The sequence below is a fragment of the Desulfomicrobium apsheronum genome (genome assembly GCF_900114115.1).
Lineage (GTDB): Bacteria > Desulfobacterota > Desulfovibrionia > Desulfovibrionales > Desulfomicrobiaceae > Desulfomicrobium > Desulfomicrobium apsheronum.
The window spans coordinates 121,869-136,905 of the sequence record NZ_FORX01000006.1; the positions used below are offsets into that span (position 1 = coordinate 121,869).

General features: G+C 64.0%; 13 protein-coding genes and 1 tRNA gene. 11 read left to right on the forward strand and 3 right to left on the reverse strand.

Going from position 1 to position 15,037, the window contains the following annotated elements:
* Positions 1-66 precede the first annotated feature (66 nt).
* From BMZ40_RS08355 to BMZ40_RS08365, 3 genes are read right to left on the reverse strand one after another with little or no spacing between them, the layout of a single operon-like run.
* A complete protein-coding gene (locus BMZ40_RS08355; protein ID WP_092373992.1) occupies positions 67-966 on the reverse strand; it encodes a DMT family transporter in 900 nt (299 codons plus the stop codon).
* Entirely contained in the window at positions 963-1,292 is a 330-nt protein-coding gene (locus tag BMZ40_RS08360; RefSeq protein WP_092373994.1) for a hypothetical protein, read from the reverse strand. Before BMZ40_RS08360 ends, BMZ40_RS08355 begins: the two co-directional genes overlap by 4 nt.
* A gap of 2 nt (positions 1,293-1,294) precedes the next feature.
* Positions 1,295-2,956, reverse strand: a complete 1,662-nt coding sequence (locus BMZ40_RS08365; RefSeq protein WP_092373997.1) for a hydantoinase/oxoprolinase family protein — start codon at positions 2,954-2,956, stop codon at positions 1,295-1,297.
* Positions 2,957-3,229: 273 nt separating this feature from the next.
* On the opposite strand from BMZ40_RS08365, the gene BMZ40_RS08370 reads away from it, so the two are divergent.
* The 11 genes from BMZ40_RS08370 (at position 3,230) to BMZ40_RS08420 (ending at position 14,942) form a co-directional block, all read left to right on the forward strand.
* Positions 3,230-4,900 carry a 2-oxoacid:acceptor oxidoreductase subunit alpha gene (locus BMZ40_RS08370; protein WP_245751064.1) on the forward strand — a complete coding sequence of 557 codons (1,671 nt, stop codon included), beginning with the start codon at positions 3,230-3,232 and terminating at the stop codon, positions 4,898-4,900.
* Positions 4,897-5,742, forward strand: coding sequence for a thiamine pyrophosphate-dependent enzyme (locus BMZ40_RS08375; RefSeq protein ID WP_092374003.1), 846 nt, complete (start codon positions 4,897-4,899; stop codon positions 5,740-5,742). The genes BMZ40_RS08370 and BMZ40_RS08375 overlap by 4 nt, the downstream gene beginning before the upstream one ends.
* 69 nt (positions 5,743-5,811) lie before the next feature.
* Positions 5,812-6,093 carry a peptidylprolyl isomerase gene (locus BMZ40_RS08380; protein ID WP_092193543.1) on the forward strand — a complete coding sequence of 94 codons (282 nt, stop codon included), beginning with the start codon at positions 5,812-5,814 and terminating at the stop codon, positions 6,091-6,093.
* Positions 6,094-6,275: 182 nt separating this feature from the next.
* The gene (mtnA, locus tag BMZ40_RS08385; protein WP_092374006.1) at positions 6,276-7,322 is read left to right on the forward strand and encodes an S-methyl-5-thioribose-1-phosphate isomerase; all 1,047 of its coding nucleotides are present in this window, start codon (positions 6,276-6,278) and stop codon (positions 7,320-7,322) included.
* The gene (der, locus tag BMZ40_RS08390) at positions 7,319-8,662 is read left to right on the forward strand and encodes a ribosome biogenesis GTPase Der (protein ID WP_092374009.1); all 1,344 of its coding nucleotides are present in this window, start codon (positions 7,319-7,321) and stop codon (positions 8,660-8,662) included. The genes mtnA and der overlap by 4 nt, the downstream gene beginning before the upstream one ends.
* Positions 8,663-8,766: 104 nt before the next feature.
* A complete protein-coding gene (locus BMZ40_RS08395) occupies positions 8,767-9,690 on the forward strand; it encodes a branched-chain amino acid transaminase (protein ID WP_092374012.1) in 924 nt (307 codons plus the stop codon).
* 83 nt (positions 9,691-9,773) lie between these two features.
* Positions 9,774-11,663 (forward strand): DNA polymerase III subunit gamma/tau, encoded by a 1,890-nt coding sequence (gene dnaX / locus BMZ40_RS08400; protein WP_092374015.1) that lies wholly within the window; start codon positions 9,774-9,776, stop codon positions 11,661-11,663.
* Positions 11,660-11,956: a YbaB/EbfC family nucleoid-associated protein gene (locus BMZ40_RS08405; RefSeq protein WP_092193538.1), complete on the forward strand. Its 297-nt coding sequence runs from the start codon at positions 11,660-11,662 to the stop codon at positions 11,954-11,956. Before dnaX ends, BMZ40_RS08405 begins: the two co-directional genes overlap by 4 nt.
* A 9-nt stretch (positions 11,957-11,965) precedes the next feature.
* Positions 11,966-12,571: a recombination mediator RecR gene (gene recR, locus BMZ40_RS08410; RefSeq protein ID WP_092374019.1), complete on the forward strand. Its 606-nt coding sequence runs from the start codon at positions 11,966-11,968 to the stop codon at positions 12,569-12,571.
* Between the two features lie 4 nt (positions 12,572-12,575).
* Positions 12,576-14,750 carry an SF1B family DNA helicase RecD2 gene (gene recD2 / locus BMZ40_RS08415; RefSeq protein ID WP_092374022.1) on the forward strand — a complete coding sequence of 725 codons (2,175 nt, stop codon included), beginning with the start codon at positions 12,576-12,578 and terminating at the stop codon, positions 14,748-14,750.
* A gap of 109 nt (positions 14,751-14,859) precedes the next feature.
* Positions 14,860-14,942: transfer RNA gene (locus BMZ40_RS08420), tRNA-Leu, on the forward strand.
* Positions 14,943-15,037 lie beyond the last annotated feature (95 nt).

The window sequence follows — 15,037 nt, forward strand, 5'->3', positions numbered from 1 at the left end:
ATATCAGGACGAAGCCAAAAGGCAAGTCCCGGTTCCCATGCCGCCTGAGCCCGCCCCGGGCTTTTTTCAGCGGAAAAAGAGGGCAACGCCGGCCAGGGTGACCAGGGCGCCGACAAGGCTGCGCCGGGAGACCTTGTGCCCGGTCACGACCGCAAGCCCAAGTGCGAAAAGAGGACTGACCGAGATGAGGGTCTGGGCGATGGCCGCGCCGGTCAGCTTGAGTGCGGCCTGTTGCAGCCAAATGCCAAGGAACGTGCCCAGAAAGACGGCCAGGGTGAAGAACGCCCATCCGTTTCGGGCCGTGCCGATGGCCCGCCAGCATTCCCGGCGCAGGACGATTTCGGGTTTCAGGAGCGGGAGCGCGGTCCACAGCACCAGACTGGCCGCGGCCAGACGGATGAGGGCGGCCCAGAGCGGGGTGATGTCGGTTGCGACCATGACCTGCCGGGACATGACCATGCCGGTGGCCTGACACAGGGCGGCCAGGGTGGCGAAGCCCAGGCCCGGCAGATTCAAGCCCTTCTGCTGGGGCTGATGTTCCGTGACCACCCACAGGATGCCGCTCATGGTCAGGAAGATGCCCGCCCAGGCCCAGAATCCGATGGCCTCGTGCAGGAAACAGAGAGCAAGGACGCCGGTCAGCGGCGGAGCCAGGGATTCGATCAGGAGGGTCTGGCTGGGGCCGACGCGTTTTATGGCCGAAAAATAGGCGCTGTCACCGATGCTGATGCCGACGATCCCGCTGCCCACCAGCCACAGCCACTGCGACGTCGAGAGGGTGGGAGGCGCATCGCCAAGGACAAAAATGGTCACGGTCAGCATGGCCACGGCGATGCTGCCCTTGACCAGGTTCAGGAACAGCGCCGGGGCCTTGTTGCCGGTGCGGGCGTAGATGATGGTGGCCAGGGCCCAGATGAAGGCCGCCGAAAGGGCAGCGATCTCGCCTGCGAACGGAATGGTCGTCACGCCTGGGGAAGAAACGAGGTCTGGTTGGCGAAGAAGAATTTCGTGTCGAAGGGGCCAAAGCTGCCCGTTTCAGCCATGAGGGTGAAGTACTCGACCCGGCCGTAGCGGCGGGTCAGGTGCGGCTGCACGCCCATGCGTTCGTAGTAGTCGGCCTTGGCGATCGGGCGTTCGCTCTCCGTCAGGTCATAGACCGCGTCCTCGACTTCGGCCCAGGCGTGGGCCACATATCCCGCACCGCCGGGGATCCAGGCGTGCACAACCTCGGCCAGTTCGCTTTCGCTGCAGATTTCCATGGCCGCCGCAAAAGATTGTTCCTTGAAATGCATGTTCACTCCTTGGTGATGGTGTCCATGAGGGCCGCGCCCAGGGCGTTTCCGACCTCGTAATGTTCTGGAAAGACTGCTTCGGTGCCAAGGCGCGCGGCCACTTCAGGCAAGAGGAACGGTGCGGCCGCGCCGATGCCGATGATCCGGGGGCGGACCCTGATCGTGATGTCCAGGAGCGCGCTTTGCTCGGGCTGTTCAAAAAAATGGGCCAGGGCCGGTCCGACTTCCCGGTTGCCGAGGGCGCACAGGATGGTGGTGGCGATGGTTGCGTGGGCCTTTTCAAGCACCTGATCGCAGAACGCTTCCGGCGCGAGGCTTAGCAGCGCGGCCAGCACGCCTGCCCCTTCCATGGCGGGCCTTGCGTCGCCAAGGTCCAGGCGTCCGAGCACGTGCAGGGCGTCCGTGGGCGTGAATCCACAGGTGACGACCCGCCGTGCGGCCTGGAGTCTGGCGATGGCTTTTTCCAGGTTCGATTCGGCCAGCGCCAGCTCCTGCCGCAGGCGCATGGGCGTGGCCGGGCCATGTTCGGCGAGCCAGCGCAGGATCTGGTCGTCTCCGGGATCGGTGCCCGGAGCCAGCTGCACGCACTGGGCGCAGAGGTCCGCGCCGAGCCAGGCTTCGGGGCGCGTCATGGATGCCAGGGCCGGCCCATCGAGATGCAGGTGGATCTGGGACAACGGCACGACCCGGGCCGGGCCAAGGGACAGGCGGCCATTCTCGACGCGCGCCAGGCTGTCGCCGCCAAGGCCCACGGTGTACATCTCCACGGCCCGCACGTGCGTGCGCCAGGAGCCGATGGTCATGCCTTCCTCTCGGACCACGGGATGGCCTTCCCTGATGAGGGTGATGTCCGTCGTGGTGCCGCCCACGTCCACGATGAGCGCGGTCTCGCCCGCTGCGGCGTGACCGCCGAACAGGGCGGTGGCCGCCGGACCGCTGGCCACCGTGGCCGAGGAGTTGCGCACGGCTTCGGGCAGGTCCATGCTCTGGCAGTCCCCGCGCACGATGCGTACCGGGCAGGACAGCCCGAGGCGTTCCATGGACCGGGCGATGCCGCGCAGGAAGTCCTGCATGACGGGCAGCAGCCTGGCGTTGAGGACGGCCGTGGCCGCGCGTTCCTCCATGCCCGGGCGGGTGCTGGCCTGGTGGGAGCAGAACACGGGCATTTGGTCCATGAGCTCGATGGCCTTGGCCGCAACCAGTTCGTGGGTCGGGTCCTCGAAGGCGAGCATGGCGCAGACGGCGTACGCGTCGACGCGGCCCTTCATGGCGGCGATGCCCTGGATCAGATAATCCATGCCCAAAGGCTCGGCTTCGACCCCCCGGGCCTTGTGACCGCCGGGGATGAAGCGCATGTCCGCCGCCGGGATGTGCAGCCGCTTGTCGTGCCCGATGACGAAGAGTCCGACCTCCGCGCCCTTGTCTTCCACCAGGGCGTTGGTGGCCAGGGTCGTGGAAACGGTCACGAGTTCGATTGTTTCCGGGTTCGCGCCCGAGGCCAGGAGCACTTTTTCCAGGCTTCGGCCGATGGCCACGGCCGGGTCGTGGGGGGTGGTCGGGGTCTTCACGCCGGCCAGAACCCGGCCGGACGAGCGGTCTAGAACTACCGCATCCGTGTAGGTGCCGCCGGTGTCGATGCCGATGACGCAGGCTGGTGGGGACATGGAAATTTCCTTTCTACGGGGATGATCCTTCAGACGCGATTGCCTTAAGGATTTCCGCCGGTCCCGTCCAGTGGAACGGCGCGGCCGCCGGATGAAGCATGTCATGGGGCGCACGTCGCGGGGAACAGCGGATTTTTTGTCACGGTAAGCCGCCGATGGTTGTATCCTCCCGCAAAATATGCAAGCAGGAGGATGGTCGAGATTCATGTCGCGGAATCGCCGCGCTCATGGGAAACCAAGGAGATATTCGTGCACGAAGAACTGCATTTGATCATGGGTGGGGAGGCCGGTCAGGGTCTGGATACCGTGTCCGGACTGCTGGGAACGGCCGTGGTCCGGTCGGGCAGGCATCTGCTTGTGGCCCAGCATGTCATGTCCCGGGTGAGGGGCGGGCACAATAATTTTCGCGTGCGCATCGGCTCGCGCCCAGTGCAGGGCCCGCCGGACACGTTCCATCTGCTCGCGGCCATGAGCCGGGAGAGCGTGGAGCTGCACAGGGACAAGCTCAAGTCTCCGGGCGTCATCCTGGCTGACGCGGCCTGGGAACTGCCCGATACTCCAGGCCTTGTGGCCATTCCCTTTGCCGAGCTTGCCGCGCGGCCTGTTTTTCGGAGCGTGGCCCTGCTTGGCGTGCTCGGCGCCATGTTCGGGCTTGAAGCTTCCCTGTTCGAGGAACAGCTTTTGGAGCAGTTCAAGGCCAAGGGCGACGAGATCGTGTCCAGCAACCTGCGCGTCCTTAACGCCGCCATGAAATGGGCCGCGGACAATGCGCCTCGTTTGCCCTTGCCCCCCGCCGAGAGCCCGGGCGGGCTGCTGACCATGGACGGTAACCAGGCCATCGTCCTTGGCGCGCTGGCCGCCGGCGTGCGGTTTTGCGGATATTACCCCATGTCCCCGGCGACTTCCATCGCCGAAGGTCTGGTGCACGCCGCCGTCGAGATGGGTGTCGTGGTGGAGCAGGCCGAGGACGAGATCGCGGCCGCGAACATGGCGCTCGGGGCATCCTATGCCGGGGCGCGGAGCATCGTGCCCACCTCGGGTGGCGGGTTCGCCCTCATGACCGAGGCGGTGAGCCTGGCCGGAGTCTCGGAGACACCCGTGGTATTTGTCGTGGTCCAGCGCCCCGGCCCAGCCACGGGCCTGGCCACGCGCACGGAGCAGGCGGACCTGGATCTGGTGCTCTACGCCGGTCACGGCGAATTTCCGCGCGCCATCCTGGCTCCGGCCACGCTGCAGGATTGCTTTTATCTGACCCACAAGGCCTTCGATCTGGCCGAAAAGAGCCAGGGCCCGGTGTTCGTGCTTTCAGATCAGTATCTGGCCAGCGCCGCGCGCTCAGTCGCTCCCTTTGATCTGGATGGACTTGCGCCCATCACGAATCCCGATCTCGGCGACACCGACCCCGGGAACTACCGTCGCTACAACTGGGACGAGCCCATCTCCGCCCGGCGCATTCCCGGACATGGAGAGAGTCTGGTCCTGGCCGATTCCCATGAGCACGACGAGGTCGGACACATCATCGAGGACGGGGGCATCCGCGTGCGCATGCAGGACAAGCGCCAGGCCAAGATGGCCACGCTCCTTGCCGAAGCGCTGCCGCCGGAATTTTCGGGCGACGAGGAATCGGACCTCCTGCTGGTCGGCTGGGGATCCTCCTGCGAGGTGCTGCGCGAAGTGACCGCGCAGCTGCGCGACGACGGGATCAGGGCCGCCTGCCTGTGTTTCACTCAGGTCTGGCCGCTGCTCCCGGATACCTTCATGCCGCGCCTTGAGGCGGCAGGAACCGTCGTGGCAGTGGAAGGCAACAGCACCGCCCAGTTCGCGGGCCTGCTGCGCAAGACCACGGGTTTTCACATTCAAGACACCGTTCTGCGCTATGACGGCCGGACCCTGACTACCGGATTCGTCATGGAGCGGCTGCGGCCCATCCTGGAGGCTTTATGAACGACACCAAGACCTACGGCGAATTCAAGACCAGCTGGTGCCCCGGCTGCGGCAACCACGACGTGCTCGTGGCCGTCAAGGAAGCCCTGGCCGGTCAGGGCATTCTGCCGCATCAGTTCGTGATGGTCTCCGGCATCGGTCAGGCGGCCAAGATCGTGCACTATCTCAAGTGCAACGGTTTCAACGGGCTGCACGGCCGCGCCTTGTCCCCGGCCCAGGCCGTGAAATTGGCCAACCCGGAGATGACCGTGCTGGTGGAATCGGGCGACGGCTGTACCTACGGCGAGGGCGGCAACCATTTTCTGGCCGCCATCCGACGCAACGTGAACATCACGCTGATCGTCCATGACAATCAGATCTACGGCCTGACCAAGGGCCAGTCGAGTCCCACGACCATGACCGGGCACGTGACCAAGAACAACCCTCTGGGCGTCGTCGATCAGCCTTTCAATCCCGTGGCCGTGGCCGTGGCCATGCGCGCCGGCTTTGTGGCCAGGACTTTTTCCGGGTTTCACGAGCACGCCGTGAAGACCATTGTCGAGGCCATGCGCTATCCAGGCTTCGCCCTGGTGGACTTGCACTCGCCCTGCATATCCTTCAACAAGCTCAACACCTTTGCCTGGTACAAGGCCAGGTGCAAGGAAGTCAGCCACGATCCCGGGGACTGGGCCGCCGCCATGACCGTGGCCTCGACATTCGGCGAAGAGATCCCCATAGGAGTGCTCTTTCGCGAGGAGCGGCCCTCCAAGGACGCGCAGCTTCCGCAGTGTGCAGGTGGGGCCCTGTATCGCAAGAGCGTGGACATGGAGGCCGTGAAGCGGCACATGCTCGCCTACGCCTGACCCGCAGGGGCGTCTTGCCAAGTGACGGGCATACGGGTAGGGCCACAAAAAAAAACGAAGGAGAATTCCATGGCCAAAGCACGTGCCCGTCACATTCTGGTGGCAACCGAAGAGGTTTGTCAGGCTCTGAAAACGAAAATCACGGAAGAGGGCGGAGATTTCGCCGAGATCGCCCGCAATTATTCACAGTGCCCGTCCGGCAAGCGCGGCGGCGATCTGGGTTCGTTTGGTCCCGGCCAGATGGTTCCGGAATTCGACCAGGTTTGCTTCAACGAAGCCGTCGGCGTCGTGCACGGACCGGTCAAGACCCAGTTCGGCTTTCACCTGGTGGAAGTGACTGAGCGCTCCTGAACGGACAGGGCGCCAAGCCTGTCTGTGAAAACCGGGCTGCTTGGTAGTCCGGTTTTTTGTTGGGGGAGAAAAATGGGCAGAATAGGATTTCTGGGACCTATGGGACCTATGGGACATATAGGTTGAAGAGATTTTCATATGTCCCATGCGACCCATACGACCCATTTTTTAAGAGGAACTCCATGGAAGACCATATCCGCTTTGACGCCGAGGCCTGCACCCTGCTGCTGCTCGACCAGCGCAAACTGCCGCTGATCGAGGAAACCTTTGCCTGTCGCACTGTCGAGGACGTCGTCTTCGCGCTGCAGACCATGGTCGTGCGCGGGGCGCCTGCCATCGGCGTCAGCGCCGCCTACGGGTGCCGCATTGCGCTCAGGCAGGCCATGGCCGCCGGAGCGTATTGGCGCAATGAACTTGAGCGCCTGCTCTCCATGCTTGCCCAGGCGCGGCCCACGGCGGTCAATCTGGTCTGGGCCGTGGGCCTGATGCGCGAGGCCGGGTACAACATCCAGGACCCGCGCGAGCTTGGCGAGGTCTGGTTGGCTCTGGCCATGAAGATCCACGCCGAGGACATCGCCATGAACAAGGCCATGGGCCGATTCGGCGGAGCCTTGCTTGCCGACGGCGACACGGTCATGACCCACTGCAACGCCGGAGCGCTGGCCACGGCGGGTTACGGCACTGCCCTTGGCGTGATTCGCGGCGCGGTGGACATGGGCAAAAAGATTTCCGTCATCGCCAACGAGACCCGGCCCTTCCTGCAGGGCGCCAGGCTGACCGCCTACGAACTGCACAAGGACGGCATCCCGGTCACCGTGGCTTGCGACAACGCCTGTTCGCTGCTGATGCAGCGCGGGATGGTGGACAAGGTCGTGGTCGGGGCGGACCGCATCGTGGCCAACGGCGACGTGGCCAACAAGATCGGGACCTCCGGCGTGGCCATTCTGGCCCGTCACTACGGCATTCCCTTCTACGTGGCCGCGCCCAGCTCCACCTTCGACCTGGCCACCCCGGACGGCAGCCTCATTCCCATCGAGGATCGCACGCCGCTGGAAGTGACCCACGTGGGCGACACCCGGATCACGCCCGAAGGGGTCCCGGTTTTCAATTACGCTTTCGATGTCACGGATCATTCCCTGATCACGGGCATCATCACTGAACGCGGGGTGCTTTCCCCGCCCTACACATCGAGCATCGCCGAGATCATCGGCCAGGAACGCAGACCATGAACCAGTTTCTTCCCATGGTGGCCCTCATCGGGCGTCCCAACGTGGGCAAATCCACTCTTTTCAACCGTCTTATCAAGAGGCGGGTCTCCATCACCCATGACATGGCCGGAGTGACCCGGGACAGCATCTTCAGCGAGGTGCGCGGGGAAACGCGTTCGTACATGCTGGTCGACACCGGCGGTCTGGTCCCCGATTCCAGCGACGAGATCGAGATCAGCATCTTCGAACAGGCCCGGGAGGCCATGGCCGGGGCGGACCTCATACTGTTCATCGTCGACGGACGGACCGGGCTGCATCCCCAGGACGAGCAGGTCGGGCAGTATCTGCGCCAGAGCGGCAAGGAAGTGCGCGTCATCGTCAACAAGGTCGATGGTCCCGAGCAGGAAGAGACCATGGCCGCCGATTTCTATGGATTGGGCTTCCCGCTGGACTGCGTGTCCGCGTCCCATGGCTTCGGCATGGGTGACCTGCGGGAGATGATCGAGGAGGTCCTGCCCAAGGTCGACGCGCAGGAGCTGGAAGGCGGACACGTCCAGGGCGGGCTCAAGGTCGCTCTCCTGGGCCGTCCCAATGCGGGCAAGTCCTCGACCATCAACGCGCTGCTGGGCCAGAAGCGGCTCATGGTCAGCGCCGAGGCCGGCACCACCCGCGACTGCGTGGACGTGACCGTGCAGCGCGGCGGCAAGACGTACACGTTTGTCGACACCGCAGGGGTACGTCGCAAGTCCAAGGTCACGGATTCTCTGGAATATTTCAGCGTAGTGCATTCCATGCAGGCCGCCAAGCAGGCCGATGTGGTGGTCCTGGTGCTCGACATCATGGACGGCGTGGTCGGTCAGGACAAGCGCCTTCTGTCCTTTCTGGACACGGAGAAGATCCCCTTCGTCATCGTCGTCAACAAGATCGACCTTTTGACCAAGGACCAGCTGGCCAAGACCAAGAAGGACCTGGTGGACGAGTTCGCTTTCTGCGCCCATGTGCCGGTGCTGTATTCCTCGTCCGTCTCCATGGCCGGGCTGGGCGGGCTTTTGCCCCTGATCGAGAAGCTCTGGGAGCAGTGCGGCCAGCGCGTGACCACGGGCGAACTCAACCGCCTGGTCAAGATGGTCACCGAGCGGCATCAGCCCCCAGTCATGGGCGGCCGCCGGGGCAAGATCTACTACATGACCCAGGCCGACTCCCGTCCTCCGACCTTCGTGTTCTTCGTCAACGACGCGAAGCTTTTTCACGGCAGCTACGTACGCTACCTGGAAAATCAGCTGCGCAAGGTCTTCCGCATGGACAAGACGCCCATCCGCATGGTTTTCCGCTCCAGCCACGACAACGAAAAAGGCAAGTAGGACAGGGCTCTCTTGACCGGGCCTTGGCCATGTCCTAGTGTCCCCACACGCCTTGGACCACGCGTTCCGGGCCCCAAAAAAGACGCCCATATCGAGGAGGATGTATGGTACAGAAAGCTGACAAGATCTGGTTCGACGGCAAGCTCGTGCCCTGGGACGAGGCACAGGTTCACGTCCTGACGCACACTCTGCATTACGGTGTGGGCGTGTTCGAGGGCATCCGCTGCTACGTCTGCTCCGACGGAAGCTCGGCCGTATTTCGTCTGCAGGAACACGTCGAGAGGCTTTTTTTGTCGGCCAAGATCAATGAGATGGTCATCCCCTTCACCCAGCAGCAGATTTTCGATGCCATCATCGAGACCCTGAAGGCCAACCGTCAGCCCGAGGGTTACGTCCGGCCCCTGTGCTTCATCGGCGCTGGCGCCATGGGCGTCTTCCCCGGCGACAACCCGATCCAGACCATCATCGCCACCTGGCCGTGGGGCGCGTATCTTGGGGCCGAAGCCCTGGAGAAGGGCATCCGCATCAAGACCTCGACCTTCACCAGGCATCACGTCAACGTCATGATGACCAAGGCCAAGACCTGCGGCAACTACGTCAACTCCGTGCTGGCCAAGCGCGAGGCTCTGGCCGACGGCTACCACGAGGCCCTCATGCTCGACGCCGAAGGCTATGTGTCCGAGGCCACCGGAGAGAACATTTTCATGGTCAGAAACGGCGTGATCAAGACTCCGCCGCTGGGTTCCATCCTGGCCGGCATCACCCGCGAGACGCTCATGATCCTGGCTGAAGACCTCGGCTACACCGTCATCGAGGACCGTTTCACCCGTGACGAATTGTACTGCGCCGACGAAGCTTTCTTCACCGGCACGGCGGCCGAGGTCACGCCCATCCGCGAGATCGACCGCCGGACCATCGGCGAGGGCAGTCGCGGCCCGGTCACGGCGGCCTTGCAGGACGCCTATTTCAAGCTGCTGCGCGGCGACAATCCGAAGTACGGAAAGTGGCTGGCCCGTTACACGATCTAGGCTTTTTCCGATCCTTGCGCGCATGCCGGGTTCCGCGTTGCGGGACCCGGCGTTTATGAACCTTTGCACCCCCACCACGCACCATGAGTCAGGAAAGCCTTACCGCCCGTTACCGCCCTCAGAGTTTTGCAGAAGTGGCCGGCCAGGACGCTGTCAAGCGCATCCTCTCCCGGGCTGCGTCCACCGGACGGGTCGCACCGGCCTATCTGTTCAGCGGGACGCGCGGGGTGGGCAAGACCACTCTGGCCCGCATCTTCGCCAAGGCCCTGAACTGCCAGAACGGACCCGCCCTTGAGCCCTGCAACCAATGTCCGATCTGCCGCCAGATCACCCTGGGCTCGGCCGTGGACGTGGTCGAGATAGACGGTGCTTCCAATACCGGCGTCGACAATGTCCGCCGTCTCAAGGAAGACGTGGGCTATGCGCCGCTTGAATGCCGCTACAAGGTCATCATCATCGACGAAGCGCACATGCTTTCGAAGCAGGCCTTCAATGCGCTGCTGAAAACCCTTGAAGAGCCTCCGGGGCATGTGACCTTCATCATGGCCACCACGGAGCCGGAAAAATTTCCCCAGACCATCATCAGCCGTTGTCAGCATTTCGTCTTCAAGCGTCTGCCCCAGGCCGAACTGGTGCGGCATCTGGACGGCGTGCTCATCCGTGAATCCATGCCTGCCGAGCCATCCGCCGTGACCCTCATCGCCCGGCGCGGGGCCGGATCGGTTCGAGACGGCATGTCGCTCTTGGGTCAGGTCATGGCCCTGGGTTCCGATTCCCTGACTCTGGCCGACGTGCGCGAGGTGCTGGGCCTGGCCGGTGGAGAGGTTTTCGTGCGTCTGATCGAATGCGTGCAGTCCCGCGATTTGCAGGGCCTGCACGCCCTTTTGACCCAGATCCTGGATCAGGGCGTGGACCTGGGCTTTTTCCTGCGTGAGCTGGCCGGTTGCTGGCGCAATCTTTTCCTGCTGCATCAGATGGGCGACGCCGCGCGGAGCATCATCGACCTTCCGGCCGAGGAAGTGGATATTTGGGCCTCCGTCGCGCCTGGATTTTCCCTCGGGCATTTGCATGCGGCCTGGCAGATGACCATGGACAGCCAGCGCAAGGTGCTGACCAGCATGGAGCCGGCCCTGGCCCTGGAGCTTTTGCTCCTCAATCTGGCGTGCCTGCCGGACCTGTTGGCCATGGGCGCCGGAGAAGCCCGTCCCGGCGGCGATTCCGGTCGCGGAGCGGCCCCCGGCCGTCCCGCCCCGCCCCGACCCGTGCCCCCGGCTGCCGCGCCGCGTGCGCCGGGCAACGCCGCGCCCCGACCGGTTTCGGCATCTGCAGCCCCAACCCAGGCCGCGCCTGCCGCCCAGCCAGCGCCCGTTGCACAGCCCGCACCGGTCGCACCGGCCGCACCGGTCGCACCGGCCGGGCCTGCGCGAACAGGTCCGCAGTCTTTCGAATCGTCCAGGGCGATGTCACGGCCCGCAGCGTCCGGGGCGTTTGCCCATGCTTCAGGGCCGGACATGTCGTTGCGGGAAGCGCAGGCGGACTTCAAGAGCCGGACCGATGGCCCGGGCGCGGTCCCGTCTGCCACCCAGGCCGCGCCTGCCGGGCCCAAGAGCTGGGCTGGATTCGTGGCCTTTTGCGCCAAACGCACGGAGGGGGCAAAGCCTCTGCCGGGGCTCGACAAGGCGCAAGGGGAGCTTCGGGGATCGGAGCTCGTGATGACGAGTCGGCACATATTTCTGTGCGACCGCCTGAAGGCCAGCATGCCCTTGCTGACGGAAGCGGCGCGCGCCTACTTCGGTCCGGGGGTGACGCTGCGGGTTGACGCTCCGGAGGAGTCTGTGCGCAAGACCCGCACGGAGCTGCGCGAGATGGCCCTGGTTGACCCCGTTGTGCGGGAGGCTCAGGAAAAATTTCAGGCTCGGATCGTCGAGGTCCGGCCCCTATCAAACGGAAATTCCAAGGAGAGCGAGATATGAACGAACTTATCAGACAGGCGCAGATGATGCAGAAGAAGATGCTGCGCACTCAGGAAGAGATAGGCAAGAAGGAAGTGGAGACCAGCGTGGGCGGCGGCATGGTCACGGTCAAGGCGACTTGCGCCGGTGAGATCCTGTCTGTGGTCATCGACCCGGCCGTGCTTGAGGATGTGGACATGCTCCAGGACATGGTCCTGTCGGCGGTCAACGAAGTCCTGAAGAAGGGCAAGGACCTGATGCAGGGCGAGATGGCCCAGATCACCGGCGGGATGAAGATTCCCGGCCTTTTCTAGGGAGCCCGGGTGCAGCGTCTTCCTTCTCCATTGCAAAAGATCGTCGATCAGTTTTCGGCCCTGCCCGGGGTGGGGCCCAAAAGCGCCTTGCGCATGGCCCTGACCCTGCTCAAATGGCCCGAGGAGTCTGTGCGCTCCTTCGGCCGTGACATCGAAGGCCTGCGCAGTGCCTTGCACATCTGCTCGCGCTGCCACGGCCTGGCCGACAGCGACCCCTGCCATCTCTGCACCGACCCCGCGAGGACTCCGGAGCAGCTCTGCCTGGTTTCGGAGTGGGACAGCCTCATGGTCATGGAGGAGTCCGGCATCTTCAAGGGTCGCTATCTGATCCTGGGCGGCCTGTTGTCTCCGCTGGACGGGATCGATGCCAGGGCCCTCGAGCTGGACAGCCTTGAGTCCATCCTGCGTGAAGGGCAGGTGCGCGAAGTCATTCTGGCTCTGGGTTCGACCATGGAGGCCGAAGCCACTGGGTCGTATGTGCACAACCTTCTGACGCGCGGCTTTCCGGACGTGTCCGTGACCCGTCTGGCCCAGGGCATCCCACTTGGTTCGGAGCTCAAGTACGTGGACCGCGAAACCCTCAAACAGTCCCTCAAGCACAGGCAGTCCCTGTAGCCCCATGAACACCATTTCGGGCGAAGTCGTCACCGTCGTCTATCACAATCCTGAAAACGGCTACGTCATCGCGCGCGTGGATTCACCGTCCGAACCCGGCCAGATCAACGTGGTCGGGCTTCTGGGCGACGTGGCTCCGGGCGAATCCCTGCGCATGTCGGGCGAGTGGGTCGAACACCCCAAGTTCGGGCGGCAGTTCAAGGCCGAGACCTGCGAACATCTTCTGCCCGCGTCCATAAACGGCATCCGCCGTTTTCTGGGCTCCGGGGCGATCAAGGGCATCGGCGAGAAGACCGCCGACCGCATGATCAGCCGCTTCGGCAGCCAGATTCTCGACATCATGGATTCGGATCCCGAGCAGCTTCTTGAAGTGGAGGGCATCGGCCCGGCCAAGCTCAGGACCATCATTTCCTCCTGGCAGGAGAAGCGCGAGGTGCGCGGGCTGATGCTTTTCCTGCAGACTCACGGCGTGGCCACGACCTTCGCCCACCGGATTTTCCGCCATTACGGGGTGAACGCCGTGCAGCGTCTGCGCGCCAACCCCTACGATCTGGCCTACGACATCCATGGCATCGGTTTTCGCACCGCCGACGAGGTGGCGCTCAAACTCGGTTTTGCCGAGGACGCGCCGCAGCGTCTGGAGGCCGGGGTGGAGTATTGCCTGCGCCAGGTGGCCGACGGGGCCGGGCACATGTTCCTGCCGCGTCCGGTCCTGGCGGAGGAGGCGGCCAAGCTGCTGGGCTGTCATGACCTGGAGCTCATCGAAGAACAGATCGACGCCCTGGTCGAGCGCAAGCGTCTGGTGGTCGAGCCCCTGCCGGAGAAGGGCGTGGCCGAGGCCGTTTTTTTGACCTATTTCTATCGGACGGAGCGAGAGATTGCCTCGCGCCTGCAGGGGCTGCTCGATCACGTCAGCCGCATTGCCCCGGAGAAGATTTCAAGGGCCGTGGAGCACGAGGAACAGCGTCAGTCCCTGACCCTGTCCGAAGAGCAGCGCGCTGCGGTGGAGTCGGCCTGCGGGCACAAGGTGTCCATCATCACCGGCGGGCCGGGCACGGGCAAGACGACCATCACGCGTGTCGTGGTGCGGGCCTTGAAAGCCCTGGGGCTGAAGATTTCGCTGGCCGCGCCCACGGGCCGGGCCGCCAAGCGCCTGGCCGAGGCCACCGGATTCACGGCCACGACCCTGCACCGGTTGCTGCGCTATCAGCCGGCGACGGGCTTCGAGTTCAACGAGGAGAAGAAGCTCTCCGCCGACGTCATGGTCGTGGACGAGGTCTCCATGCTCGACTGCGGTCTGTGCCTGTCGCTCCTGCGGGCGCTGCCCCTGACCTGCCGTCTGGTTTTCGTCGGCGACGAGAACCAGCTGCCGTCGGTGGGCGCGGGCAATGTGCTCGGAGACATGATCGAGAGCGGCGTGGTTCCGGCCGTGCGCCTGACGCACATCTACCGCCAGGCGCGGGAGAGCATGATCGTGGTCAACGCGCACCGCATCAACGAAGGTGCTTTTCCCCTCGGCAGCCCGCATGCCCCGCCCAAGGCCGATTTTTTCTGGGTCGAAAAGGAGAATCTGCTCGAATTGCAATCCCTGGTCCTGCGCATGGTCTGCGAGCGCATCCCCGAAGCGTACGGTCTTGATCCCATGACTGACGTGCAGGTACTGACGCCCATGCACAAGGGCGAGGTGGGGACCATCGCCCTGAACCGCCTGCTGCAGGAGCGCCTCAATCCGCAGGGGCGGGAGCTGGTGCGCGGACAGCGGGCCTACCGGGTCGGGGACCGCATTCTGCAGCTCAGGAACAACTACGACAAGGAAGTCTTCAACGGCGATCTGGGGCGCATACTCGGCTTCGATCCGGAGGACGAGACCCTGGTCGCGGAATTTGATGGGCGTGAAGTGGAGTACGGTTTCGATGAACTGGACGAGATAGGTCTGGCCTACGCCATCAGCGTACACAAGAGCCAGGGCAGCGAATATCCGGCCGTGGTCATGCCGGTGGTTTCGCAGCACTACATGCTCCTGCAGCGCAACCTGATCTACACCGGGTTGACCCGGGCCAGGAAGCTGGCCGTGCTCATGGGTTCGCGCCGCGCCATGCACATGGGGCTGGGCAACGAACGTGGGCGGCAGCGCCACACGTCCCTGGCCGTGCGTCTGGCAAAAGAGCATCAAATCTGAGCCAAGGGGCTGAAAGGACGGACGAATGGGGCCAAAATCACGGATTTGAAGGCGCGAGATGCGTTGACAGGCCCGTGAAAGCTTGTCTATGGAGTCTCTTTTGTGGATTGCGGGTGTGGCGGAACGGTAAACGCATCAGCCTTAGGAGCTGACGCCAAAAGCTTGTAGGTTCGAATCCTATCGCCCGCACCAATTAAAAACAGACAGGTCCTGGATCAGGGGCTTCAATGCCCGCGCTGCCAGGGACAAGACAATTCGGACGTACTGAGGAAATGACGGGAACGGGC